The sequence below is a fragment of the Geojedonia litorea genome, assembly GCF_042654525.1.
GTDB classification, from domain to species: Bacteria; Bacteroidota; Bacteroidia; order Flavobacteriales; family Flavobacteriaceae; genus Geojedonia; species Geojedonia litorea.
The window spans coordinates 582,741-607,234 of record NZ_JBHSGP010000014.1 but is presented as its reverse complement, the minus strand read 5'-3'; the positions used below and the strand labels follow the sequence as shown (position 1 = coordinate 607,234).

The following is a 24,494-nucleotide window of genomic DNA, read 5'->3' as shown; positions in this document are numbered from 1 at the left end:
ATTATGCTGACACATTACTTCAAAATAGCACTCCGTAATCTTAAAAGACAGAAAGTATTGTCCTTAATAAATATTCTTGGACTTTCTATAGGACTGGCATGTTTCTCATTGTTTTTGCTGTATTCTGTAAACGAATTTAGTTTTGACCGGTTTCATAAAAATGCCGATACTGTTTATCGCGTTTACCGCTGGACAGAATCTATGAATGGAGAGAATGCCCAAGGCGATATTTATATGCCATCTCCATTGGGGCCAGCATTAAAAATGGATATTCCAGATGTTAAAGAATTTGTTAGATTTCGTGAAGATTGGGGCGACGAGTTTGTGAAAATAGACAACCAAGTGAGTAAATGTCCTTTGGCTTATACCGACCCTTCATTTTTTACGGTATTTACGTTTCCTTTAAAATATGGAAACCCTAAAACAGCATTAAATGATTTGCAAAATGTTGTGATTACTCAAAAAAAGGCTAAAGAACTTTTTGGAATGGAGAATGTTGTTGGGCGTACCATTGAAATAAAAATCGACCAAGAATTTGTGCCCTTCACTATTAGCGCCGTAGCAGAGGATATTCCTGCCAATTCCTCAATTGTGTTTGAGCTTCTTGGGAATTTCAGCTTTATGGAAACCACAAACAACGGTAAAAGAGGCGTAAATAATTGGAATAGATCAGGATATATTACGTATGTAGAACTAAATGATGGAAGCGGACTTCCAAATGATATTCAAAAACTAGCCTCATTTCGACACAAATATTATCCTGAAGAGGAGAAAAGGTTAAAAGCCGCAGGCTATACTTGGGAAGCTAACACACCACCTATTCGATTTGGTATGCAACCGCTTAAAGAAGGACATACCAGTACGATAATTCAGGGAGGAACTGTAGACCAAGTAAACCCTAAATCCATTTGGATCCTTTTGAGCATAGCCGCTGGAGTTTTGTTGATAGCATGCATTAATTTCACAACATTAGCCATAGGTAGATCTGCAAGAAGATCTAAAGAAGTAGGCTTACGAAAAGTTATTGGAGGGCAGAGAAAGCAGCTGATTTTACAATTTCTTTCAGAGTCCATAATATTAAGTGTTGTTTCAGCCATCATTGGATTTTTACTGGCAAAGCTAATGTTGCCATATTTCAATAGCCTTTCAGGAAGAGAGCTGTCTTTTTCGTTTTCTTCATACCCCGAAATGGTTTGGATGTTAATAGGTTTGGTTTTACTTGTTGGGTTGTTGGCAGGAAGTTATCCAGCCCTTATTCTCTCTAGCTTCAATCCGGTAGAAGCCTTAAAGAGCAAAATCAAAATAAATGGTTCTAATTTATTTACGAAGTCTTTGGTTACCGTTCAGTTTGCTTTATCGGTAGGCCTAATTATCTGTACTATGATAATTCTGAAACAAACAAAATATATGAGTTCTAAACATCCAGGTTTTAACAAAGAAAATATTGTTGTTGTTGATGCCGATGGTACCAATTCTAATGAGATATATCCCTTATTTAAACAAGCCTTATTGGCACGGGCAGACATTTCTATGGTGGCTGGTGCCGAGCTTGGTTTAGGAGAAGGCACAGGATGGAGTCTTTCTGGCTTTGAATATAAAGGAAATCCAAAAAGTGTTTTTGAATACTATGTTGATGCTGATTATATCCCTTTGATGGAAATGCAGCTCATTGACGGTCGCAATTTTGATCCAACAATTGCATCTGATACAATCAATTCTGTTATTGTAAATGAAGCCATGGTAAAAGATTTTGGTTGGACACTAGACAATGCTGTTGGGCAAGTATTGACAGGTTACCATAGAAACTTGGGTCCAGATAAATCACCAACTGTAATTGGGGTAATCAAAGATTTTAATTTTCGTCCTTTTAAAGAAGAAGTAAAACCTCAAATGTTCCATCAGTTTGCAGATTATGCACCCTACAAGTATTTTGTAAAAATACAACCAGGCAATCCAACTCCTGCACTTGAAGCTATGCAAAGAGAGTGGCAAATATTAGCAGGAAACCTCCCATTTAATTACAATTTCCTAGATGAAAATCTAAACAATTTTTACAGAGCAGAACGAAGATTGAGCAGTATTATAGGATGGGCTGGTGGAATATCAGTGTTTTTAGCTTGCTTAGGCTTGTTTGGGTTAGTAGCGCTTGCCGCTGTGAACCGAACAAAGGAAATAGGCATTAGGAAAGTACTTGGCGCTTCGGTAGCTAACATTGTAGGGCTGCTATCAAAGGATTTTATCAAATTGGTAGTTATTGCCTTATTCATTGCAGCGCCGCTTGCCTTTTATTTTATGGATAAGTGGCTACAAGATTTTGCCTATCGCATCTCAATAGGATGGTGGGTATTTATAATAAGTGGTGTTTTGGCTATTACCATTGCATTTATAACGATTGGATTTCAAGCGGTAAAAGCTGGAATTTCGAATCCAGTGAATAGCTTAAGAACAGAATGATGGTTGAATAATCAAAAATTGTACAGACATGATTAAAAATTATTTAAAAATAGCATTTCGCAATATCCGCAAAAACAAACTATATGCGTTTATAAATATTTTTGGCTTAGCTATTGGCTTGGCGTCCTGTCTATTGATTGGCTTGTATATCAATAACGAATTGAGTTACGACACATTTAATTCCAATGCCGACAGAATTGTAAGGGTTACGATGGAGTATAAATTGTCAGACAAGGTGAATTATACGGCGACATCTGGATCAAAAGTTGGACCCGAATTTAACAGAACCTTTCCAGAAGTTGAAGATTATGTACGAACTTTTATAAGCAGCAGTAATGTAAAGTATGGCGATAAACTGTTCAATGAAGATCGCATTTTATTTGCCGATCCGTCATTTTTTGAAATATTTTCTTTTAATCTTTTATCAGGAAATGCTGAAACAGTATTGGATGCTCCAAATAAAATAGTACTTACTCAATCTATGGCAAAAAAGTACTTTGGCAATGAGTCACCAATCAATAAAACCATTACGGTTATTGGGAAAGAAATGACCGTGGCTGGAGTTTGTGAAGACACTCCTAAAAACTCACAGTTAAAATTCGATTTTGTAACACAGTTTTTTAATCTTGGCAATTACGTCAAAGAAGAACAATGGTATACTGCCAATTGGATAACTTATCTCATATTAAATGAAGGGACAAATGCAATTCATCTAGAAAAAAAGATCAATGATTACATGAACTCTGAGGCCATCAGAAAACAGACAGGAGCCGAAGGGAATAATTATCTAAATTATCATCTTGAACCACTTCTTGATGTACATCTTAAATCTGACCTAGCGGGCTTTGAACCTAATGGAAGCATAACTTATATCTACATCTTTGTAATTATAGCCTTGTTAATACTATTAATTGCAAGCGCTAATTATACAAATCTAGCCACCGCGCAATCTACACAGCGTAGTGGAGAAATTGGTATGCGCAAAGTTATGGGAGCCAGTAAACGCCAAGTATTTATTCAGTTTATTAGTGAATCTACAATTATTACATGTTTAGCAACAGCCTTGGCATTGCTTTTAAGTGTTATCGTTATACCATACTTTAACCAGATTACTGATCAATCCTTTGAAAGGTTTGAATTGATTCAACCACTACCACTAATTTTATTAGGAACCTTTTGTGTATTGGTGAGTTTTTTAGCAGGCCTATATCCTGCATTGATTTTATCTGGAGCTCAAGTTATCGGCATTTTGAAAAAGGGATTTAGCTCAACGGGAAGACATACCTTATTAAGAAAGTCACTAATTGTTGGGCAATTTGCCGTTTCCGTTTTCCTTATTATTTACACGTTGATTATTCTGCAACAAATGGATTTTATTAAAAACAAAAATCTTGGATATGATAAAGACCATGTTGTTGTGCTTCCAATAGGCGGAAATATGCTTTCTAATTTTCAACTCATTAAAGATGCATTGACAAATGTGAATGGAGTAATATCAGTAACCGCAGCCTACGAAACACCTGAATTTGTACAATGGGGCGATGGATTAACAGTAAATGATGAAAAAGGGAAACACGATATTTCGTTGAATGCCATGCCAGTAGATCTAGATTTTACAAAAACTTTAGATATGAAAATGGCTGCAGGTAGAGACTTTGTGCAATCAGATTTTAGTTTGATGGACACAACTAATAACAGAGCCAACTATCAACAACCATATATAATTAATGAAACATTAGCTAGACAAATAGGTTGGACCCCTGAAGAATCTATTGGAAGACTTATTGAAAATCGTGCTATTGGGCCAGTAGTAGGAGTTGTAAAAGACTTTAACTTTAGTAGTCTGCACGAACCCATTGGGCCGCTTTTGATGTTTTTGGGTCGCGATTTTTCTAGAACCTATATGGTTCGAATTAACAATAATGATGTTAAGGGCTCTTTAGCAAGAATCGAAGCGGTATGGAATGAACGCACCAATGGTAGGCCCTTCAATTATCACTTTCTAGATGAAGATTATAATGCACTCTATAAGGCTGAACAGCGAAGTTCTTTACTGTTTGGTGTTGCTGCTGGCTTGGCTATAATTTTGGCTTGCCTTGGCTTGTTTGGCTTGGCTGCTTTTACAACCGTACAGCGCACTAAAGAAATAGGAATCCGTAAAACACTTGGGGCAAGTTTAACCCATATAGTATTACTAATCAGTAAGAATTTTTTAGTATTGGTTTCCGTTTCAATTGTTATTGCAGCTCCAATTGCATTGTTGGCTGCTCAAAATTGGCTACAGAATTTCACCTATAAAATTGAACCAAATATAGGGGTCTTCTTTGTTGCCGCTAGTATAACACTGGTTATAACATTGGTAACAGTTGGATTCCATTCTTTAAAAGCTGCTATGTCGAATCCGGTTAAAAGTTTAAGGACTGAATGATGTTGAACCATCAATTAAAAAACAATTGTCATGATAAAAAATTATTTCAAAATAGCATTAAGAAACCTTTTTAAGAATAAAGGGTTTACAGCCATAAACATTATTGGATTGGCCCTAGGTCTTGGATGTTTTATCGTTATTGCTATGTATGTAGCCGATGAATTAAGCTATGACCGATACCACGACAAAGCAGATAGAATTTATCGTATTCATTCTGATATTAGGTTTGGTGGTACCGACCTGATCATGGCCGTTAGCTCTGATCCAATTGGAGCAACATTAAAACAAGATTACCCCGAAGTTGAAGAATCCACTAGACTTTACAGTTCAAGTGGTTCTAAACTAATTAAAAAAGGGGATGAATACATAAACGAGTTGAGAGTAACACATGCTGATTCAACCTTGTTTAATGTTTTTACCCTACCATCAATTGTAGGCAATACCAAAGACGCACTAAAAGAACCTAACTCTGTTGTAATTACAGAATCTGCTGCAAGACGATATTTTGGCAGCCCTGACAATGCTATAGGTAAAACACTAGAAACAGATGATAATCGCAGTACACTCTACAATGTAACTGCCGTTATTCAGGACATGCCTAAAAACTCACATTTTAATTATGAGTTCTTCTTTTCCATGGCCAATATAAGTTACGACATGGGTAATTATTTGAGTCATAATTTTCACACTTATATAGTGTTACAACCTGGTGTTGATTATAAAGAATTCAATAAAAACTTCCCTAAAGTTATTGCGAAGTATGTTTTACCTCAAGCCTCTCATTTCATGAAAGTAGAAAGTATGGAGGCCTTTGAAAAAAGTGGTAATAAACTAGAATACGCCTTATTCCCCTTAACAGATATACACCTAAAGTCTTCAAGAGGAGTAGAATTGGGAGCTAATGGAAATATACAATATGTCTATATTTTTTCGGCGGCGGCACTTTTTATTCTGCTTATAGCGTGCATAAATTTCATGAATTTAACTACGGCCCGATCGTCAGGAAGAGCTAAAGAAGTGGGGATTAGAAAAGTACTTGGTTCTGAAAAAAAAGCCTTGATTTGGCAATTTTTGACAGAATCAACCCTAATTGCTTTTATTGCTTTAATTTGTGCAATAGGGTTTGCGTGGATGTCTTTAGATTGGTTTAATTCTATCTCCAATAAAGAGATGTTGATTTCTAGCCTGTTTAAGCCTGAATACCTGGTTGTGTTGTTAGCGTTGCCATTTGTAGTTGGTATCATGGCCGGTGTTTATCCAGCGTTCTTCTTATCTTCATTTCAGCCTGTAAAAGTTTTAAAAGGAAAAATAAGCTCTGGAGCCAGTAAGAATAACTTAAGAAGCTTCTTGGTGGTGTTTCAATTTTCAACATCCATTATCCTCATTATTGGTACAATCGTTATTTATCAGCAACTGAACCATATTCAGAACACCCAAATTGGGTTTGATAAGGAGCAGGTTTTAGTGGTGGAAAATTCTGGGTTACCACGACAAGCCCGAGAGTCTTTGAAGTCTGAAATAGCCCAGTTGACCGATGTTAAATCGGCGTCTTTTGGAGGCTACCTCCCTGTTGGGGACTCCTCAAGGTCTGATAATACATTTTCAACCGAAACGGTTATGACCGAGTCAAACGGATTCAATATGCAATTTTGGAATATTGACTATGATTACATCCCAACTATGGGAATGGAAATCATAGAAGGTAGAAATTTTTCGAGAGCATTTGGTTCAGATTCATTAGGCATCATACTTAATGAAAGTGCCGTAAAGTCTGCCGGTTTTAAAAACCCTATCGGTAAAAAATTATATACTTCATTTACTACTAATGAGCCTTTGATACCTTACACAGTTATAGGCGTCGTTAAGAACTTCAATTATGAATCGCTTCGTGAAAACGTAGGGCCATTAAGCTTCATATTAGGAAATAATAGTTGGGTTTCGGTTTTTCGGTTTCAAACAGCTGATATTAGCGGATTAGTGGATGTGATTGAGAACAAGTATAAAGCAATGGCTCCAGGTATGCCATTTAATTATCGTTTTATGGATGAGTCATTCGATAATATGTATCGACAAGAACAGCGCGTTGGAAGAGTAGCATTAACATTCTCAATTTTGGCAATTATAATTGCGTGTTTAGGATTGTTTGGTTTGGCCACCTATATTGCAGAGCAGCGCACTAAAGAAATAGGGATACGCAAGGTGTTAGGAGCATCGGTTTCTGGAATTGTAACGATGCTTTCAAAAGATTTTATAAAGCTTGTGCTTATTTCATTTGTGATTGCTACACCAATTGCTTACTGGTTTATGAATAAGTGGTTGCAGGATTTTGCTTTTAAAATAGACATCAATTTGTGGGTTTTTATTTTAACAGGGCTTATAGCGCTACTTATTGCATTGATAACCTTAAGTTTTCAGGCTATTAGGGCTGCTATTTCTAATCCAGTGAAAAGCTTGAGAACAGAATAATTAACCGACCTAAAAACTTAAAGAATGTTATTAGAACTTAAGAATATTTATAAATGGGTGAACTCGGGAAGTAGACGGGTTTTTCTTCTTAAAGACATTAATCTCGAAGTAAAAGAAGGAGAGTTTATTTCAATCATGGGACCTTCAGGGTCTGGGAAATCAACACTACTCAATGTTATTGGGATGTTAGACACCTTTAATGAAGGGACCTATGACTTTCTAAATGAACCCGTACATGAACTAAAGGAAAAACATCGTGCAAATCTTTATAAAGAATATATTGGCTTTGTATTTCAGGCTTATCATTTAATTGATGAGTTAACCGTTTACGAAAACATAGAAACGCCGTTGTTGTACAAAAACATAAAATCCTCTGAACGCAAAGCACTTGTTGCCGATATGTTGGACAGATTTAATATTGTTGGCAAAAAAGATCTTTTTCCTCAACAATTAAGTGGTGGACAACAACAGCTTGTTGGCATTGCACGCGCTTTGATTTCCAAACCAAAATTGATTTTGGCCGATGAACCCACAGGAAACCTCAACTCCAAGCAAAGTGAGGAAATAATGGATTTGTTTAAAGAACTCAATAACGACGGTGTTACAATCATTCAAGCAACGCACTCTGATATAAATGCTAGCTATGGCTCAAAAATTATCCACTTGCTAGATGGCATGCGTAATCGAATTAACTAAAATAAAAACAATGTGTCATAAATTTATCTTTTCAATACTAGTAATACTAAATACTACGCTTGCTTTGGGTCAAGCTGAAAATAAAGCGACCGTAAGCCTACAAGACTGTATTGAAATCGCCTTAAATAATAATCTTGATCTAAAATCTTCAACCTTACGAACCGAATCAGCCGACATCAATTTTAGACAAAGCAAGAATGCGCTTTTGCCATCATTAAACGGGAATTATAATATTGGAAAATCTACTGGTAGAAGTATAGATCCGTTTACGAATAGTTACATCAATGAAGAGCTTACCTTTTCTAATGCAGGCTTGTCGTTAGACGCTGTTGTGTTTAATGGTTTTAGACTTATAAATTCGTGGAAACAGCAAAAATTTAATTTGTTAGCTTCTGAAATGGAGCAAGAAGAAGCCAGACAAAACCTGATTTTGAATGTGACATTGACCTATTTACAGGTGATGAATACCCGCGATCTGCTCAATTTAGCCGAAAACAGAATTGAAAGCACCGAAAAACAACTCGAGCGTTTAAAAACACTTTATGATGCCGAGATGGGAAATCCGGCAGAGTATAGAGATTTTCAAGGGCAAATGGCCAATGATAAAGCCAATTTAATGGCGGCAAAAAACAATTATCAGGATGCTAAATTAAATTTAAAGCAGCTACTCAACACCAAAATAGACCTAGAAATAGCAACCCTAGACATGCCTTTGGAGTTTAATGTTTATAGTGAATCTTTTGAACAAGTTTACGATTTGGCCGTTAAAAATTTAGCTCGTGTGAAAGCAGATGAATACCGACTGAATGCCGCTCATAAAGGTGTGGCTGTGGCAAGATCGCAGTATGTGCCACAAGTGTCGTTCTTTGCTAATCTAGGGACCAATTACTCTAGTGCGGCCAAAGTGTTTAATCAGGGCGGAACAATAATTGAGGATACTGGAGACTTTGTAACGGTGAACGGACAGGATTATTCAGTATTTACTGAAAAAAACCTATTCACTCCTGAAGATATTTCATATAGAGATCAATTTGATAATAACTTAAATACCGTAGTTGGGCTTGCCGTATCTATTCCTGTTTTTAACGGTTTTAGAGCGAAGAACAATGTGGCTTTAGAAAAAATAAAAGAAGATCAGGCGTCTGTAGAATTAGACCGAACCAAATTAGAACTGCATACCATAATTGAGCAAACATACAATGACATGATTACGGCCTATGAACGTTTTAAGGTTTTGGAAGAACAAGTTGTAGCCTATCAAGAATCTTTACGTATTAATGAAATACGATTTAATAATGGCGCAAACACCAGTGTAGATTATATTATAAGTAAAAACAACCACGAAAACGCCCAAATTAGCCTTAACAATGTAAAATATGAATATATTCTTCGGGTAAAATTATTGGAATACTATAAAGGGAATATTTAAGTGCCAAACAAGTCAAAGTTAAAGATTCTTGGTTTAGCTTTTTGTGAGTAATGGATTATAATTGGTGTTGTGCAACATGTTTTTTGTCAAATGTTATGGATTCGGCCTTTTAACTTACTTCTGTTAAAGGAATTTACTCTGTCTCGGTCTTGTTTTTTAATAACTCCGTAAACTATAACAGGAATCAGTAAAAATCCACTAACAACATAAATCACATAATGCGCTCTACTTTCCGAAAAAATGGGACTAACAAAAAGTAACATAATCGGCGTTCCGATTAAAAATATCAATCCAGCTCCAATTTGAGCAATTTTAGATTCTTTGGCGTAAAGTTCATCTACTATAAACTCTATTTTGATTCCGCAATTTTTGCAAGTCAGGGTTTTATTTTCTCCGTCTTGCATAGCAAACTCGACACGAGTATTCGCATTAGTAGAATATCCCATTTCGCCTTTACAATTTTTGCATTTTCCGTAAACTTTCATTGGATTTTCAGAAGCTTTATATGTTGTACTGCGTTTTTATTTTATTACTCAATAAGTTTTTTAATTTCTGCATTGTTTTTAGAAATCCATTTCCCCTTTATTTTTTCATCCCATTTACTCAAATTCGGAAATGAGTCTTTCAAAATTCCCTCAAACACATAACAATCCAAAAAGAAAACACTGTCATTTCTTATAATAAGGCATTTGTTCGAATATGGTTTTTTCTTTAATGAATCCCAAAGTCGGACTAATTCATAAAATCTTTTGTCAAAAGCTCCCGAGTTTTTTCCAGTATTATTTCTAACAGTTAGGATAGTATTTCTGCCTTTGTAGTGGTCAATATCAATTATTTTTCCATTTAATTCTAGTGGAATATTTTCGTTTTTAAAAACGTCATACATTGTTGTATTTCCGCAACCAAATATTAGGATTGTCATTAAAAACATAAGAGTTTTTCCAAAAAATAAATTTTTCATAGGACGTTTTTCAAATGCAGGACGTTCTAGCGAAGCCGAATGCATTCGCTAGAACTAGTTATAAACAAAAGCAACGCTTAATTTATAATAAACCCACTCTTAATCACCGCACCTTTTTTGATGACCACGATGCCTTCCCTGACTGCATAAGTGTCGGTTTCGGTGTCTTTTAGATGAGGCCCGCCATTAATGCGTACATCATCACCAATGCGACAGTTTTTATCAATAATGGTGTTTTTGATAAAGCAGCGCTCACCAATACCCATTAAAATGCTAATCTTATAGTTTTCAATCTCTTCTAGGGTTTCATAATAATCACAACCCATCATATAAGTATTTATGACGGTTGACTCCTTGCCAATTCTGGAGCGAACACCAATAACTGATTTTTCAATTTTGGCGGCATGAATAATGCAACCTTCGGCAACTACGGCTTTATCGAGATGTGTCCCCGATATTTTTGAAGTTGGCAACATACGAGCTCTAGTGTAAATGCGTCTCGACTTATCATATAGATTGAACTTTGGGATATTATCTGTTAGCCCCAAGTTGGCTTCAAAAAAGGAGTCGATATTACCAATATCGGTCCAGTAGCCTTCAAACTGATAACTTAAGGTTTTATGTTTTTCGATACTTTGCGGGATAATTTCCTTACCAAAATCATTGGTGCTTTTATCCTTCATAAGCTCAACAAGCAAATCTTTATTAAAAATATAAATACCCATGGAGGCCAAATATTCACGACCACTAGATTTCATGTCATCGCTCACTCCCGAAACCCAATCTGGTAAAAGCTCTGCTGCGGGCTTTTCAATAAATGAGGTAATAATACTTTCTTCATTGGCTTTTAAAATTCCGAAGGACGTTGCTTCTTTTGCATTTACAGGAATTGTGGCAATGGAGATTTCAGCACCGCTAGCAATATGTTTATTGAGCATATGGTTAAAATCCATTTGGTACAATTGGTCGCCAGAGAGGATGAGAGCATATTCAAAATCATGATTTAAAAAATGATGCATACTTTGTCTAACCGCATCAGCTGTGCCTTGAAACCAATCGCCACTAGTCATGGTTTGTTCGGCAGCCAAGACATCAACAAACGCCGAACTGAAAAAGCTAAAATGATAGGTGTTTTTGATATGTTTATTTAAGGACGCCGAATTAAACTGCGTCAATACAAACATGCGTTTAATATCTGAATTTATGCAATTTGATATAGGGATATCAACCAAACGATACTTACCCGCAATTGGTACTGCTGGTTTCGATCTCGATTCGGTTAATGGGTACAATCTAGACCCTTGTCCTCCACCTAATATGATACTTATAACTTTGTCGTTAATCATTGTTCTTAAATTAATGAGTTATATAATTCTTCTACTTGTTTAGCAATTGCAGCCCAATCAAAATAGTCCTCAACACGTTTACGGCCATTATTGGCCATTTTTTCTTTGAGTGCAGGATTATTTATAATACTGTTGATGCCTTGGGCCAAATCTTTAGAAAATTGTTCAGGGTTTACCGGTTCAAATGGCGCAACAGTTTGTTGTTCTAAGGGTACCAAAATACCAGTTTCACCATCTACAACCACTTCTTTAATGCCTCCAACAGCACTCGCTACCACAGCTGTTTTACAGGCCATAGCTTCTATGTTTATAATACCAAAGGGCTCATAAATGGAAGGGCAACAAAACACATCGGCATGAGAGTATAATTGGATTACGTCTTGTTTGGGTAACATATCGGCAATCCAAATCACATTATCCCGCTCTTTTTTGACAGCATTAACGCTTTGCTCCATTTCTAGACCAATTTCTTTAGTGTCTGGAGCTCCAGCACATAACACGATTTGAGTTTCTGGATCTATATATTTAATTGCATTTACTAAATGAATAATGCCTTTTTGACGTGTGATGCGACCAACAAATAATACATACGGTTTATTTTTGTCGATACCATAAGCCTCCAAAGTTGAGGTTTTTTCGGTAACGGCATACTCCTGCAGATTAATACCGTTATAAATCACTTTGATTTTATCTTCGCTTACATTAAAATGGGTAAGTACATCTTGTTTGGTTTCTTTTGAAACCGCAATCACGGCATCGGCCATTTCAATAGCTGTTTTTTCAATCCACGAAGAGGCATCATAGCCTTTGCCAAGCTGTTCCCGCTTCCACGGTCGCAAGGGTTCAAGTGAATGTGTCGTAACAACTAAAGGGATGCCATAACATAATTTGGCAATAATGCCTGCAAATTGTGCATACCAAGTATGGCAATGTACAATATCGGCATCAATATCATCAGCATTCATATAAATTGAAGTGCTTAAAGTTTGCATAATGGCCTTAAGTTTTTCATTGGTATGATCAAATGCCGGGTTATTATAAGGAAATCCTTTTACGTTTAGGTTTCCTTTCTGAACATCTTGATCTCCAAAACAGCGCACTTCAACGTCTATTAATTTTGATAATTCATCGGCTAAATATTCAACATGCACACCTGCTCCGCCATAAACATAAGGTGGAAATTCTCTTGTATATAAAAGAGCTTTCATAGAATTTGATTTCTTAAATAAGGGATTAGAATTGTGATTTTACATAAAGTTAAAACCTTTTTATTAAAAACTATATGTATTGCATAATAAAATTTAAATAAAATTTAATAGTTAACTAGATGTTAATAAACAGTCAATAACTATTGGTCACATAAGATATAAATTAAAATCAATTAGGGTTTTAATTATTATAAGAAAAAGACTACAAAGCGCTAATTAATTTAAGATTTTAAATTGCAGGAAAACTATAAATGTTTTTTTTGCGTATGCAATATGACGAGATAATTTGCTTGCTAACAATTATTTAACCTAAATTAGAAAATGTACAAACAAAAGAATGTATATTTGAAGGACGAATGAATCATCGATAATCGACAACAATATTAACGCTTTGTCGATGATTTTTGCATTTTATGGATGTTTTTTAGCGTTTTAATTTTGTAAGCTCGCTTTTTTTTATAATTTTACGGACAGGATTCAATGGTTAATTTAAAATAATTTAGCTAGAAAACCGATTATTTTAAATGTGTTGAAGTTTTATAGGAGAAGGATTTAAAATTTTTGTTGACACTACAATTTTAAATTTCTCTATTAATAACATAAGATGCCTATAGTTTTTATGCGATAGATATTAAATGAGAATACAAAACAAGAAATTATTTGCCTCAATCTTATTTGTATTAATAAGTTTTGTATGCATGGCCCAAAGACCCAGTGAAGGGTTACCTACTCCGCCATCACCACCACCACCGCCAGGGCTTCCTATCGATGGCGCTATACCTGTGGTTCTAATCGCAGCCTTGGTTTACGGTATCAAGAGCAAACAAGGCACTTAGACTCTACTCTCATAAAGCTTCTGAATATATTTACCTAAAACGTCAAATTCGAGATTTACCAACTCATCTATTTTCAAATACTGAAATGTTGTATTTTCATAAGTATATGGAATAATAGCAACACGAAATGAATTTATACCAGAATCGACCACGGTTAAACTAACACCGTTTATGGTGATTGAGCCCTTCTCAATTGTTGTGTATTTAGAATCGGAGCCATATTCAAAACTAATTAACCAACTTCCTTGCTGTTCTTTAATAGAAGTGCATGTCCCAACTAGATCAACATGGCCCTGAACGATGTGTCCGTCGAGCCGATCAACTAATTTCATGGCGCGTTCAAGATTAACAGCATCTCCAATCTTTAATTTAGAGAGGTTAGTTTTTAGTAAAGTTTCCTTGATTGCAGTAACGGTATATTCGTCTTCATTTATAGCAACTACAGTTAAACAAACGCCATTATGTGCAACGCTTTGATCTATTTTAAATTCTGGTGTTAGTTTGCTTTTTAAGGTAATATGCAAGTTTTCGCGTTCCTGCTCTAATGCAGTAACAAGCCCTAAATCTTCAATAATTCCTGTAAACATAATGTCGAATAATTGGTTAAATTTGTAACGTTAAATGTTGCATCAAAGATAAGGTATAAAAAAAGTTTTATGCACGACTTGGCCAAGCTTTTGAATTAAAAAGGAACTATAAAGCAAATGAAAAAAGAAGAAAAGATAAAAGTAGGGATTTCTGTAGGTGATTTAAATGGGATAGGGTCCGAAATTATTTTAAAAACCTTTGAAGACTCTCGAATGCTTGAGTTCTGCACTCCAGTTATATTTGCTTCAATTAAAACGATGTCATTTTTTAAAAAACATTTTAATAGTGAGGTAAATTTACATGGCATTAACGAAGGAGATCCTATAGTTGAAGGTAAAATCAATGTTTTTAATGTTTGGAAGGAGAATGTCACTATTGAATTTGGGAAGGAAGACCAAAATATTGGCACCTATGCGATAAAGTCACTTGAAAAAGCCACGCAAAAGCTAAAAGATGACAATATTGATGTTTTAATTACCGCACCAATAAATAAGCATAACATTCAATCAGAAACGTTTAATTTTCCGGGGCATACTAATTATTTAGAAAAGGTATTAGGAGGGAATAGTTTGATGTTTATGGTTACCGATCATTTAAAAGTAGGCCTTTTAACAGACCATGTTCCAGTTAAAGATGTTCCAGCTCACATCACCGAGCAACTTATCACCACCAAAGTTGACACTATTTATCGTTCGCTTGTAAAAGACTTTAAAATAAACAAGCCTAGAATTGCCGTGCTAGGTATTAACCCTCACGCAGGAGATAATGGGGTTATTGGAAATGAAGATGATACTGTTTTACGCCCAACACTATTAAAAATTAAAGAATCAGGTAAATTAGTCTACGGGCCTTATTCGGCTGATAGTTTTTTTGGTTCAAATAATTACAAAAACTTTGATGCTGTAGTTGCTTCCTATCACGATCAAGGATTGATTCCGTTTAAAACCATAACTTTTGGTCAAGGGGTCAATTATACGGCTGGTCTTCATAAAGTTAGAACTTCTCCAGATCATGGTACCGCCTATGAAATTGCCGGTAAAGGAGAGGCCGATGAGAGTTCATTTAAAGAAGCCGTTTTTACTGCAATTCAAATTTTTAGAAATCGGAATGAATATGCTGATATCTCAAAAAATCCCCTCAAAAAAGCATCTAGAAAGGCTTAAACATTTTTTTGCGAATAACACTGCTATATAAATATAAAATTTATATATTTGCAGGCTCAAAATGAATGCGAGTTATGAAGCCGCTTAAGGAGTTTACAATACCGTTTATAGGTTTAAAATTAGACAAGCACCATTTTGATTATCAAATTGATAAAACGTTCTTTGAACATTTTGAGTATGATGATTTTAATGATGTAAGCGTAAAAACAGAGTTGGTTTTTGAAAAAAAAACCACGCTTTTAGAGCTACATTTTAAAATTTCAGGAAGCGTGAATGTTAATTGTGATATTTCAAACGAACCGTATAATCAAAACGTAATTGGAACTTTTGATTTGGTGGTTAAGTTTGGTGATAGCTACAATGATGAGCATGACGATATCCTGATTGTTCCGCATGGTGAATACGAAATTAATATAGCACAATACATTTATGAGCTAATCATATTATCTGTTCCAGCTAAACGTATACATCCAGGTGTTGAAAACGGAACGTTAAAATCAGAAATACTTCAAAAGTTAGAAGAATTGAGTCCTAAAGACTTAGAAGAAAAAGAGAAATCATCAGAGGACATAGATCCTCGTTGGAATACATTAAAGAAACTATTAACGGATAAATAATCATATAAAATGGCACATCCTAAAAGAAAAACGTCAAAAACAAGAAGAGATAAAAGAAGAACGCACTATAAAGCGTCGGTTCCGCAAATCGCTACTTGCCCAACTACAGGAGAAGCACATCTTTACCATAGAGCACATTGGCATGAAGGTAAATTGTACTACAGAGGACAAGTATTGATTGATAATTCTGAAAAAGAAGAAAATTTAGCATAATTATTATGCATGCATATATTAAAACGCTCATTTATGGGCGTTTTTTTTATGATTAATTTCTCAATCTCTCAAAAACAACTTAATTTGCACATTATCTAACCAAAATTTAGTAAATTCATTAAAATTTGCTGTTTTTTGACGTTTTTTCGTCTATTTTGGTAAAACTAAACGCACACAATGAGTAAAATCACAGCTGCAATCACCGCAACCGGGGCTTATTTACCTGATTTTGTATTGACAAATCAGATTTTAGAAACCATGGTAGATACCAATGATGAGTGGATAACAACCCGAACTGGTATCAAAGAGCGCAGAATTTTAAAGGAAGAGGGAAAAGGGACTTCCTTTTTGGCAATTAATGCTGCTCAAGACCTTATAAATAAAAAAGGAATTGACCCAAAATCTATTGAATTAGTAATTGTTGCAACCGCAACACCCGATATGAAAGCTGCCTCTACCGCAGCTTTTACTGCTTCTAATATTGGGGCTGTAAATGCATTTTCGTTTGATTTAGAAGCTGCTTGCTCTAGTTTTTTATACGGAATGTCAGTAGCAGCTCGGTATATTGAATCGGGCAAATATAAAAACGTACTGCTCATAGGTGCCGACAAAAACTCATCTATGATAAACTACGAAGATCGAGCCACTTGCATAATTTTTGGCGATGGGGCTGGTGCTGTTTTGTTTGAAGCAAGTCAGGAAGGCTACGGATTGCATGATGAATATTTAAGAAGTGATGGATCTGGGCGAGAATTTTTACAAGCTACCTATGGTGGATCTTCATATCCATCCACCCCAGAGGCAGTTGCTCAAGGCAAGCATTATGTTTTTCAAGAAGGAAAAACAGTGTTTAAAAATGCTGTTTTCAATATGGCAGACGTGACTGAAAAAATATTGGAACGAAATAACTTAACCAAACAAGACATTTCATGGTTGGTAGCACATCAAGCTAATAAGCGTATAATTGAAGCCACGGCTAATAGAGTTCAATTAGAAGAAGAAAAAGTAATGATGAATATTCAAAAATATGGCAATACTACATCTGCTACTTTACCGTTACTATTAAACGACTACGAGAATCAACTTAAAAAAGGAGATAAACTTATTTTTGCTGCCTTTGGCGGTGGATTTGCCTGGGGGTCGATCTATCTAACTTGGGCTTATAATTCCTAAACAATAAACTAACTAATAAATAATTTAATATGGATATTAAGGAAATTCAAAACTTAATCAAATTTGTCGCAAAATCAGGGGCCAGTGAGGTTAAATTGGAAATGGACGACATTAAAATCACCATTAGAACAGGGAGTGACGATCGTGGAGAAAGCACAACCTATGTGCAACAAATTCCTGTCAATGCACCAGTAGCAGCGCAAGCCCCTGTACAACAAGCCCAACAAGCACCAGCAGCAAGTCCTGAACCTGCGTCAGATGAAAATTCAAAATATATTACCATAAAATCTCCAATCATTGGTACATTTTATCGCAAACCTGCTCCAGACAAACCAATGTTTGTTGAAGTAGGCAGTTCTATTAAAGCGGGAGATGTGCTTTGTGTCATTGAAGCTATGAAGCTATTTAATGAAATAGAATCAGAGGTTTCAGGTAAAATTGTGAAGATTTTAGTTGATGATTCTTCCCCAGTAGAATTTGATCAACCACTATTTTTAGTAGATCCATCATAACAATTTAAAAATTCCAATACACAAATCTCAAAATCCAGTCTTTGGAATTTGGAGCTTGGAATTTGAAATTTTTAAAACATTGAGTTATGTTCAAAAAAATATTAATTGCCAATAGAGGAGAAATAGCACTTCGTGTTATTAGAACCTGCAAAGAAATGGGCATTAAAACGGTTGCAGTCTATTCAACAGTAGATGCCGATAGCCTTCATGTTAAATTTGCTGATGAAGCCGTTTGTATAGGACCGCCACCAAGTAGTGAGTCTTATTTAAAAATGTCTAATATTATAGCAGCTGCTGAAATCACCAATGCAGACGCTATTCACCCAGGATATGGTTTCCTGTCTGAAAATGCAAAATTTTCAAAAATATGTGAAGAACACAATATAAAATTTATAGGAGCTTCACCAGAGATGATTTCTAAAATGGGAGATAAGGCAACCGCCAAAGCTACCATGAAAGCTGCTGGTGTTCCTTGTGTTCCTGGAAGTGATGGTATCATAAAAGATTTTGAAGATTGTGAAAAAATAGCCAAAGAAACAGGATATCCTGTTATGCTTAAAGCAACTGCCGGAGGTGGAGGAAAAGGAATGCGTGCCGTATGGAAACCTGAAAACCTTAAGGCGGCTTGGGATTCGGCTAGACAAGAATCAAAAGCTGCATTCGGGAATGACGATATGTACATGGAGAAGCTTATTGAAGAACCACGACATATCGAAATTCAGATTGTTGGAGATTCAACGGGTAAAGCATGTCACCTTTCAGAGCGTGATTGTTCAATACAACGTCGCCATCAAAAATTAACAGAGGAAACGCCCTCTCCATTTATGACGGATGAATTACGAGAAGAAATGGGACTTGCCGCAGTAAAGGCAGCAGAATTCATTAAATATGAAGGGGCAGGTACCATTGAGTTTCTAGTTGATAAACACCGTAATTTCTATTTTATGGAAATGAATACACGTATTCAGGTTGAGCACCCAATTACCGAACAGGTGATTGATTTCGACTTGATTCGTGAGCAGATCTTGGTTGCCGCAGGAGTGCCAATTTCAGGTAAAAACTATACACCTAATTTACATTCTATAGAGTGTAGAATCAATGCCGAAGATCCGTTTAACGATTTTCGTCCTTCACCTGGAAGAATCACCACACTACATGCACCAGGTGGACACGGTGTTCGTTTAGATACTCATGTTTACGCAGGATACGCAATTCCACCCAATTACGATTCAATGATTGCCAAATTAATTACCACGGCCCAAACAAGGGAAGAGGCTATTAATAAAATGAAACGCGCTTTAGATGAGTTCGTCATTGAAGGTATTAAAACAACAATTCCGTTCCATAGACAACTTATGGAGCATCCAGATTATTTGGCAGGTAACTATACCACCAAGTTTATGGAAGGGTTTAAAATACAACCCTTATCAGAAGAATAATTAAAAAAGCTCCGAAAGTAATTTCGGAGTTTTTTATTAGAATTTGTTTTATTTTATCCTATTATTGAACACAAAATAAATTCCTACTTTTACCAATAACTAACAACCAAAAAGCGTGAACCTGTCCTATTGGGAAATTAAATCATGGTGTTCTAACATTGACTATACCGTAATTGGAAGCGGTATTGTAGGTTTAAATTGTGCGCTACAATTAAAGGAACAATTCCCTAAAGCCAATATTTTAGTCTTAGAAAAGGGCATGCTTCCTCAAGGAGCGAGCACCAAAAATGCTGGTTTCGCCTGTTTTGGTAGTTTAAGCGAAATTTTAGAGGATTTAAATTCACATTCTGAAGAAGAAGTTTTTGACCTAGTTCATAAAAGAGTAAAGGGACTTGAGGTGTTAAAGCAGACCCTTGGAGAAAGTACTATAGATTATCAACAACATGGCGGTTATGAACTTTTTAGAGATGAGGACAGTCCAGTATTCGAAGATTGCATTGCGAGAAAGCAAATCGTAAATCAGCTTTTAAAACCTATTTTTAGAGCAGAGGTTTTTACCCTTAAAAACAATAGTTTCAATTTTAAGAATATAAAAGAGCAGTATATTTTTACCCCGTTTGAAGGCCAGATTGATACAGGAAAAATGATGGAGGCTTTAGTACTTAAAGCACAATCTAATGGGATAAAAATTCTTAACAATTGTCATGTTGAAGCAATTTCAGAAAAGTTGGATAGTGTAAGCGTCAAAACAAATGCCTTTGAATTTTCTACTTCAAAATTGTTTATAGCTACTAATGGATTTGCACGACAATTATTAGATGTTCCCGTAAAACCAGCAAGAGCGCAAGTTCTCATAACCAAGCCCATAAAAAACCTTCATATTAAAGGGACATTTCATTTGGATAAAGGGTTCTATTATTTCAGAAATATTGATAATAGAATATTGTTTGGAGGCGGTCGCAACCTTGATTTTAAAACCGAAGAAACTACAGAGTTTGGAGAGACTCAAATGATTCAAAACAAGTTAGAAGAACTTCTTAAAACAACCATATTGCCTGAAGCAAAATTTGAAATTGATTATAGATGGAGTGGTATTATGGGAGTAGGCGATCAAAAAAGACCCATCATAAAGCAACTTTCTAATCATGTGTATTGTGGTGTTAGATTAGGGGGAATGGGAGTGGCAATAGGAAGCCTTATTGGTAAAGAACTAGCGCAATTACTAGAATAAAATGATAAAAAGGGTCTTTAAATTTATTTTTAAAACGTTGTTATGGTTATTCATCATCTCCATAGTATTGGTGGTGGTATATAAATGGGTGCCAGTACCAATTACACCCTTAATGGTGATTAGAAATATTGAACAATCCCAAGAAAATAAAGCCGTGGTTTGGAAGCATGACTGGGTATCTATAGATGATATTTCAATCAATTTACAACGAGCCGTAATCGCTAGTGAGGATCAAAATTTCTTAAATCATCATGGGTTTGATTTTGAAGCTATTAAAAAGGCAATGGAGAACAACCAAAAGGGAAGACGTATAAAAGGAGCAAGTACAATAAGTCAACAAACGGCTAAAAATGTTTTTCTATGGCCACATAGAAGCTGGCTTCGAAAAGGACTGGAAGCTTATTTCACATTTTTAATAGAATTAGTTTGGTCAAAAGAACGAATAATGGAAGTGTATTTGAACAGCATTGAAATGGGAAATGGCATTTACGGTGCAGAGGCTGCTTCAACTTATTGGTTTAGAAAATCGGCAAACAGATTAACACAGCAAGAGGCGGCCGCCATTGCTGCCATATTGCCTAATCCCAGAACATATAAAGCTAATCCTGCATCAGCTTATATACAAAGTAGAAAAAACTGGATTGTTCGTCAAATGGGGTATTTAGGCCCCATTGATTACTACAAAAAAGATGGTAAATAATATTAAAACATCCCTTCTCAAATTATGCTTTCAAAAAGTAGAAGAGCGGCAAATTAACCTACAAAAGGTCTTTGATGAATTACAAGAAGCTTTGCAAAATGAAACCAAAAGCAGCGCAGGAGATAAACATGAGACCACAAGAGCAATGTTGCAGTTGGAGCGGGAAAAATTGGGTCAGCAACTGGCAGAAGTTGATAATTTAGCATCTACGCTTTCAAAAATAGATGTGAATCGAGTCACAACTCAAGTGGCTTTTGGAAGTGTTGTGTTCACTTCAAGTACTAATTATTTCATAGCTGTTAGTTTGGGGCAACTAAATACTCATAAACAAGATTTTTTTGCCATTTCTTCAACTACTCCAATTGGTCAACAGTTACTTGGCAAAGGTGTAGGAGATCACATTGAATTTAGAGATCAAGTATTTAAAATCACCAAAATTATTTAGTTATTTCCAAATAAGCGCTTTGACCTACATCTAATTTTAACCTGTGTTCAAAAAAAAGCGTTTTACCCTTAAAATCTGCTTCAATTAAGTAAAAGGAACCTTTAAAGTAGCATTGTTTAACAATGGCATTTAAATTAGATTTGGCAACAACTTTTAATTGGTGAGCATAAATAAAATCATCATTTATGACATTGAATTCTCCAAAGAATGAAGCAATTAAAGGCGTTTCAGGATGGCGATATAGTTGTTCTGGGGAGTTTTTGGCAATAATATTAGCCTGGTGTAAAACAATCATTTCATCAGCATAGCCCAAAACGTCTTCACTATCATGGGTTGCGACAATGCAGGCTATATTTTTGTCTTTCAAATACTTAAAAAGCCGTCGTCTTAATGATTGTTTTTTAAAATTATCAATATGACTAAACGGTTCATCCAAAAGTAAAAGTTCAGGTTGTTTGGCTAATGCTCTTGCTAACGCTACACGCTGTTTTTGTCCGCCACTTAAGGTTTTGACCTTGGTTTTTGCAAAATTGGAAAGCTCAACAACTTCTAAAAGTTCGTTGGTACGTTCTATTTTTTCTTTCGGAAAAAAATTAGAAAGATATTTCCCAACGTTTTCTTCAACAGAAATAAAAGGCATTAAATCAAATTCTTGAGCGACATATTTTATGAAGTCATAGCCTACAACCAAGTTAAACTTTGGCCCTAAGATTTCAGTAGATTTCCAAAAAACACGACCTTCGGTTACATCATATTCACCATAAAGTAATTTTAGCAGGGTGGATTTTCCTGAACCACTTTCGCCAATTATGGCTAAATGTTCTCCAGCGTTTACCGAAAAATTTATATCCTTCAGTATCGGCGTTTGATCATAACTAAAGTTAAGCTGCTTTACATTTAACATGCTGTAAAAATAAGACAAAAAAACCGCCGCTTAATAGCGGCGGTTTTTATTATGAATTAAATAAACATAAATCTTATACAAGGTTATTCTCAACAAGATATTCGGCAATTTGCACCGTATTTGTTGCGGCCCCTTTTCTTAAGTTATCTGCAACAATCCACATGTTTAATGTATTTGGTTGTGAACCATCTCGCCTAATACGACCTACAAAAACATCATCTTTATCATGAGCGTAGATTGGCATAGGATATACATTAACATCTATATTATCTTGTACCACTACACCCGGAGTTTGACTTAAAATCTGACGCACTTCGGCTAGATCAAAATCGTTTTCAAAAGCAACATTTACAGCCTCGCTGTGCCCTCCTGATGTTGGGATACGGACAGCAGTTGCAGTAACTGCAATAGTATTGTCATTAAGAATTTTTTGAGTTTCTCTTACCAACTTCATTTCTTCTTTGGTATAGCCATTTTCTTCGAAAACATCACAATGTGGAATGGCATTTCTATGTATTGGATAATGATAAGCCATTTCACCTTCAACGCCAGCAAGTTCGTTTTCAAGTTGTTTAACTGCCTTCACACCTGTACCTGAAATAGATTGATAGGTTGAAACTACGATGCGTTTTATTTTATATTTACTATGAAGAGGCGCTAAAGCCATTACCATTTGTATAGTTGAGCAGTTTGGATTTGCAATGATTTTGTCAGATTTGGTTAATCCTTTAGCATTGATTTCTGGCACCACCAATTTCTTGTCAGCATCCATTCTCCAAGCTGAAGAATTGTCGATAACGGTTGTACCTGCTGCAGCAAATTTTGGAGCCCATTCAATTGAAGTGCTTCCACCAGCAGAAAATAATGCAATTTCCGGCTTCATGTTTACTGCATCTTCCAAACCAACAATACTGTATTCCTTATTTTTAAAAGTGATCTTCTTTCCAATTGATCTTTCTGAAGCGACCGGAATCAATTCAGTGAGTGGAAAATTACGTTCTTCAAGAACTTTAAGCATCACATTGCCAACTAATCCTGTGGCACCAACAACGGCTATTTTCATGGTTTAAAATTTTAGGTGACAAAATTATGTCATTTTTAAGCGTGTTGTATGAAAAAACGCGAGATTTTTTGTTAAAAATTAGGGCATAAAAAAACCGGTAATGTAAAAAATTGCCGGTTTTTTTGAAAATTGTATAATATTAAAACTGAAAGTTTTAGATCAATTTTACTATACTATTTTTTTAATGCATCTCTAATCTCTTTTAAAAGGTCAATTTCAGATGGTCCTGCAGGTGCTGGTTCTGGAGCTGGCTCTTCTTTTTTCTTCATTTTATTGATTCCTTTTATAATCATAAACATTACAAAAGCTACGATTATAAAATCGATTAAACTCGTTAAAAAGTCACCATACATTACTGCAACCTCACCTGTAATTTCACCAGCATCATTCGCAGCTCCTTCTGAGATAACATATTTAAGATCTTTAAAGTCTGATTTAAATATCAAACCTATCAAAGGAGATATAATGCCACCAGTAAAAGAGGCTACAACCTTGTTAAAAGCTGCACCCATAACAAAGGCAACTGCAATGTCAACCAAATTGCCTTTCATGGCAAAATCTTTAAATTCTTTTAGCATAATAAATTGATTTAAGTTAGTTATTAAGTCTCTAATTTAAAGAA

General features: G+C 35.4%; 23 protein-coding genes. 15 read left to right on the top strand and 8 right to left on the bottom strand.

The genetic code is table 11. The annotated features are described in order from the left end of the window. Positions 1–3 precede the first annotated feature (3 nt). Genes ACFO5O_RS10690 through ACFO5O_RS10670 form a run of 5 tightly spaced genes read left to right on the top strand, consistent with a single transcriptional unit; the run spans position 4 to position 9,473 of the window. Positions 4–2,454, top strand: a complete 2,451-nt coding sequence (locus ACFO5O_RS10690; RefSeq protein WP_387963603.1) for an ABC transporter permease — start codon at positions 4–6, stop codon at positions 2,452–2,454. 28 nt (positions 2,455–2,482) lie between these two features. Further along, positions 2,483–4,882: an ABC transporter permease gene (locus ACFO5O_RS10685; RefSeq protein ID WP_387963601.1), complete on the top strand. Its 2,400-nt coding sequence runs from the start codon at positions 2,483–2,485 to the stop codon at positions 4,880–4,882. Between the two features lie 30 nt (positions 4,883–4,912). Further along, the gene (locus ACFO5O_RS10680; protein ID WP_387963599.1) at positions 4,913–7,348 is read left to right on the top strand and encodes an ABC transporter permease; all 2,436 of its coding nucleotides are present in this window, start codon (positions 4,913–4,915) and stop codon (positions 7,346–7,348) included. 24 nt (positions 7,349–7,372) lie between these two features. After that, entirely contained in the window at positions 7,373–8,044 is a 672-nt protein-coding gene (locus tag ACFO5O_RS10675; RefSeq protein ID WP_387963597.1) for an ABC transporter ATP-binding protein, read from the top strand. 10 nt (positions 8,045–8,054) lie between these two features. Beyond that, positions 8,055–9,473 carry a TolC family protein gene (locus tag ACFO5O_RS10670; RefSeq protein WP_387963595.1) on the top strand — a complete coding sequence of 473 codons (1,419 nt, stop codon included), beginning with the start codon at positions 8,055–8,057 and terminating at the stop codon, positions 9,471–9,473. Between the two features lie 86 nt (positions 9,474–9,559). Here the strand turns inward: ACFO5O_RS10670 and ACFO5O_RS10665 are convergent, their stop codons facing one another. The 4 genes from ACFO5O_RS10665 to glgA form a co-directional block, all read right to left on the bottom strand. Continuing rightward, positions 9,560–9,919, bottom strand: a complete 360-nt coding sequence (locus ACFO5O_RS10665) for a hypothetical protein (RefSeq protein ID WP_387963593.1) — start codon at positions 9,917–9,919, stop codon at positions 9,560–9,562. A gap of 83 nt (positions 9,920–10,002) precedes the next feature. Beyond that, positions 10,003–10,434: a hypothetical protein gene (locus ACFO5O_RS10660; RefSeq protein ID WP_387963591.1), complete on the bottom strand. Its 432-nt coding sequence runs from the start codon at positions 10,432–10,434 to the stop codon at positions 10,003–10,005. 77 nt (positions 10,435–10,511) lie between these two features. Then, positions 10,512–11,780 (bottom strand): glucose-1-phosphate adenylyltransferase, encoded by a 1,269-nt coding sequence (locus tag ACFO5O_RS10655; protein ID WP_387963589.1) that lies wholly within the window; start codon positions 11,778–11,780, stop codon positions 10,512–10,514. Between the two features lie 5 nt (positions 11,781–11,785). Then, entirely contained in the window at positions 11,786–12,988 is a 1,203-nt protein-coding gene (glgA, locus tag ACFO5O_RS10650; protein ID WP_387963587.1) for a glycogen synthase, read from the bottom strand. 698 nt (positions 12,989–13,686) lie between these two features. Here glgA and ACFO5O_RS10645 point away from each other — a divergent pair. After that, positions 13,687–13,824 carry a hypothetical protein gene (locus ACFO5O_RS10645; protein WP_387963585.1) on the top strand — a complete coding sequence of 46 codons (138 nt, stop codon included), beginning with the start codon at positions 13,687–13,689 and terminating at the stop codon, positions 13,822–13,824. Here the strand turns inward: ACFO5O_RS10645 and ACFO5O_RS10640 are convergent. Continuing rightward, complete coding sequence (locus ACFO5O_RS10640) at positions 13,821–14,411, bottom strand: riboflavin synthase (RefSeq protein ID WP_387963583.1); 591 nt, start codon at positions 14,409–14,411, stop codon at positions 13,821–13,823. The genes ACFO5O_RS10645 and ACFO5O_RS10640 overlap by 4 nt on opposite strands. A gap of 117 nt (positions 14,412–14,528) precedes the next feature. Here ACFO5O_RS10640 and pdxA point away from each other — a divergent pair, with 117 nt between their 5' ends. From pdxA to ACFO5O_RS10595, 9 genes are all read left to right on the top strand, one after another. Then, on the top strand, positions 14,529–15,575 hold the full coding sequence (gene pdxA / locus ACFO5O_RS10635) for a 4-hydroxythreonine-4-phosphate dehydrogenase PdxA (RefSeq protein WP_387963581.1): 1,047 nt from the start codon (positions 14,529–14,531) through the stop codon (positions 15,573–15,575). Positions 15,576–15,649: 74 nt separating this feature from the next. Continuing rightward, a complete protein-coding gene (locus tag ACFO5O_RS10630) occupies positions 15,650–16,192 on the top strand; it encodes a YceD family protein (RefSeq protein ID WP_387963579.1) in 543 nt (180 codons plus the stop codon). A 9-nt stretch (positions 16,193–16,201) separates the two neighbouring features. Continuing rightward, entirely contained in the window at positions 16,202–16,405 is a 204-nt protein-coding gene (rpmF, locus tag ACFO5O_RS10625) for a 50S ribosomal protein L32 (RefSeq protein ID WP_119030348.1), read from the top strand. A gap of 177 nt (positions 16,406–16,582) precedes the next feature. Further along, the gene (locus ACFO5O_RS10620) at positions 16,583–17,578 is read left to right on the top strand and encodes a beta-ketoacyl-ACP synthase III (protein WP_387963577.1); all 996 of its coding nucleotides are present in this window, start codon (positions 16,583–16,585) and stop codon (positions 17,576–17,578) included. A gap of 29 nt (positions 17,579–17,607) precedes the next feature. Continuing rightward, positions 17,608–18,090, top strand: coding sequence for an acetyl-CoA carboxylase biotin carboxyl carrier protein (gene accB, locus ACFO5O_RS10615; protein WP_387963575.1), 483 nt, complete (start codon positions 17,608–17,610; stop codon positions 18,088–18,090). An 86-nt stretch (positions 18,091–18,176) separates the two neighbouring features. Further along, complete coding sequence (accC, locus tag ACFO5O_RS10610) at positions 18,177–19,529, top strand: acetyl-CoA carboxylase biotin carboxylase subunit (protein ID WP_387963573.1); 1,353 nt, start codon at positions 18,177–18,179, stop codon at positions 19,527–19,529. A 115-nt stretch (positions 19,530–19,644) separates the two neighbouring features. Then, on the top strand, positions 19,645–20,760 hold the full coding sequence (locus ACFO5O_RS10605; protein WP_387963571.1) for an NAD(P)/FAD-dependent oxidoreductase: 1,116 nt from the start codon (positions 19,645–19,647) through the stop codon (positions 20,758–20,760). Between the two features lies 1 nt (position 20,761). Then, the gene (gene mtgA, locus ACFO5O_RS10600) at positions 20,762–21,460 is read left to right on the top strand and encodes a monofunctional biosynthetic peptidoglycan transglycosylase (protein WP_387963569.1); all 699 of its coding nucleotides are present in this window, start codon (positions 20,762–20,764) and stop codon (positions 21,458–21,460) included. Beyond that, on the top strand, positions 21,450–21,905 hold the full coding sequence (locus tag ACFO5O_RS10595; RefSeq protein WP_387963567.1) for a GreA/GreB family elongation factor: 456 nt from the start codon (positions 21,450–21,452) through the stop codon (positions 21,903–21,905). Before mtgA ends, ACFO5O_RS10595 begins: the two co-directional genes overlap by 11 nt. On the opposite strand, the gene ACFO5O_RS10590 is transcribed toward ACFO5O_RS10595, so the two are convergent. From ACFO5O_RS10590 to mscL, 3 genes are all read right to left on the bottom strand, one after another. Then, a complete protein-coding gene (locus tag ACFO5O_RS10590; protein ID WP_387963566.1) occupies positions 21,898–22,809 on the bottom strand; it encodes an ABC transporter ATP-binding protein in 912 nt (303 codons plus the stop codon). The genes ACFO5O_RS10595 and ACFO5O_RS10590 overlap by 8 nt on opposite strands. 73 nt (positions 22,810–22,882) lie before the next feature. Next, complete coding sequence (locus tag ACFO5O_RS10585) at positions 22,883–23,872, bottom strand: aspartate-semialdehyde dehydrogenase (RefSeq protein ID WP_387963564.1); 990 nt, start codon at positions 23,870–23,872, stop codon at positions 22,883–22,885. 173 nt (positions 23,873–24,045) lie between these two features. Then, complete coding sequence (mscL, locus tag ACFO5O_RS10580) at positions 24,046–24,450, bottom strand: large conductance mechanosensitive channel protein MscL (RefSeq protein WP_387963562.1); 405 nt, start codon at positions 24,448–24,450, stop codon at positions 24,046–24,048. Between the last annotated feature and the right edge of the window lie 44 nt (positions 24,451–24,494).

Bases quoted from the DNA above. Each gene is read 5' to 3' on its own strand.
- ACFO5O_RS10680 (WP_387963599.1), top strand. From the start codon at position 4,913: ATGATAAAAAATTATTTCAAAATAGCATTAAGAAACCTTTTTAAGAAT.
- ACFO5O_RS10630 (WP_387963579.1), top strand. From the start codon at position 15,650: ATGAAGCCGCTTAAGGAGTTTACAATACCGTTTATAGGTTTAAAATTA.
- mtgA (WP_387963569.1), top strand. From the start codon at position 20,762: ATGATAAAAAGGGTCTTTAAATTTATTTTTAAAACGTTGTTATGGTTA.
- ACFO5O_RS10660 (WP_387963591.1), bottom strand. From the start codon at position 10,434: ATGAAAAATTTATTTTTTGGAAAAACTCTTATGTTTTTAATGACAATC.
- glgA (WP_387963587.1), bottom strand. From the start codon at position 12,988: ATGAAAGCTCTTTTATATACAAGAGAATTTCCACCTTATGTTTATGGC.
- mscL (WP_387963562.1), bottom strand. From the start codon at position 24,450: ATGCTAAAAGAATTTAAAGATTTTGCCATGAAAGGCAATTTGGTTGAC.
- ACFO5O_RS10595 (WP_387963567.1), top strand. From the start codon at position 21,450: ATGGTAAATAATATTAAAACATCCCTTCTCAAATTATGCTTTCAAAAA.
- ACFO5O_RS10655 (WP_387963589.1), bottom strand. From the start codon at position 11,780: ATGATTAACGACAAAGTTATAAGTATCATATTAGGTGGAGGACAAGGG.
- ACFO5O_RS10590 (WP_387963566.1), bottom strand. From the start codon at position 22,809: ATGTTAAATGTAAAGCAGCTTAACTTTAGTTATGATCAAACGCCGATA.
- ACFO5O_RS10640 (WP_387963583.1), bottom strand. From the start codon at position 14,411: ATGTTTACAGGAATTATTGAAGATTTAGGGCTTGTTACTGCATTAGAG.
- ACFO5O_RS10670 (WP_387963595.1), top strand. From the start codon at position 8,055: ATGTGTCATAAATTTATCTTTTCAATACTAGTAATACTAAATACTACG.
- pdxA (WP_387963581.1), top strand. From the start codon at position 14,529: ATGAAAAAAGAAGAAAAGATAAAAGTAGGGATTTCTGTAGGTGATTTA.
- ACFO5O_RS10620 (WP_387963577.1), top strand. From the start codon at position 16,583: ATGAGTAAAATCACAGCTGCAATCACCGCAACCGGGGCTTATTTACCT.
- ACFO5O_RS10675 (WP_387963597.1), top strand. From the start codon at position 7,373: ATGTTATTAGAACTTAAGAATATTTATAAATGGGTGAACTCGGGAAGT.
- ACFO5O_RS10645 (WP_387963585.1), top strand. From the start codon at position 13,687: ATGGCCCAAAGACCCAGTGAAGGGTTACCTACTCCGCCATCACCACCA.
- ACFO5O_RS10690 (WP_387963603.1), top strand. From the start codon at position 4: ATGCTGACACATTACTTCAAAATAGCACTCCGTAATCTTAAAAGACAG.
- ACFO5O_RS10685 (WP_387963601.1), top strand. From the start codon at position 2,483: ATGATTAAAAATTATTTAAAAATAGCATTTCGCAATATCCGCAAAAAC.
- rpmF (WP_119030348.1), top strand. From the start codon at position 16,202: ATGGCACATCCTAAAAGAAAAACGTCAAAAACAAGAAGAGATAAAAGA.
- accC (WP_387963573.1), top strand. From the start codon at position 18,177: ATGTTCAAAAAAATATTAATTGCCAATAGAGGAGAAATAGCACTTCGT.
- accB (WP_387963575.1), top strand. From the start codon at position 17,608: ATGGATATTAAGGAAATTCAAAACTTAATCAAATTTGTCGCAAAATCA.
- ACFO5O_RS10665 (WP_387963593.1), bottom strand. From the start codon at position 9,919: ATGGGATATTCTACTAATGCGAATACTCGTGTCGAGTTTGCTATGCAA.
- ACFO5O_RS10585 (WP_387963564.1), bottom strand. From the start codon at position 23,872: ATGAAAATAGCCGTTGTTGGTGCCACAGGATTAGTTGGCAATGTGATG.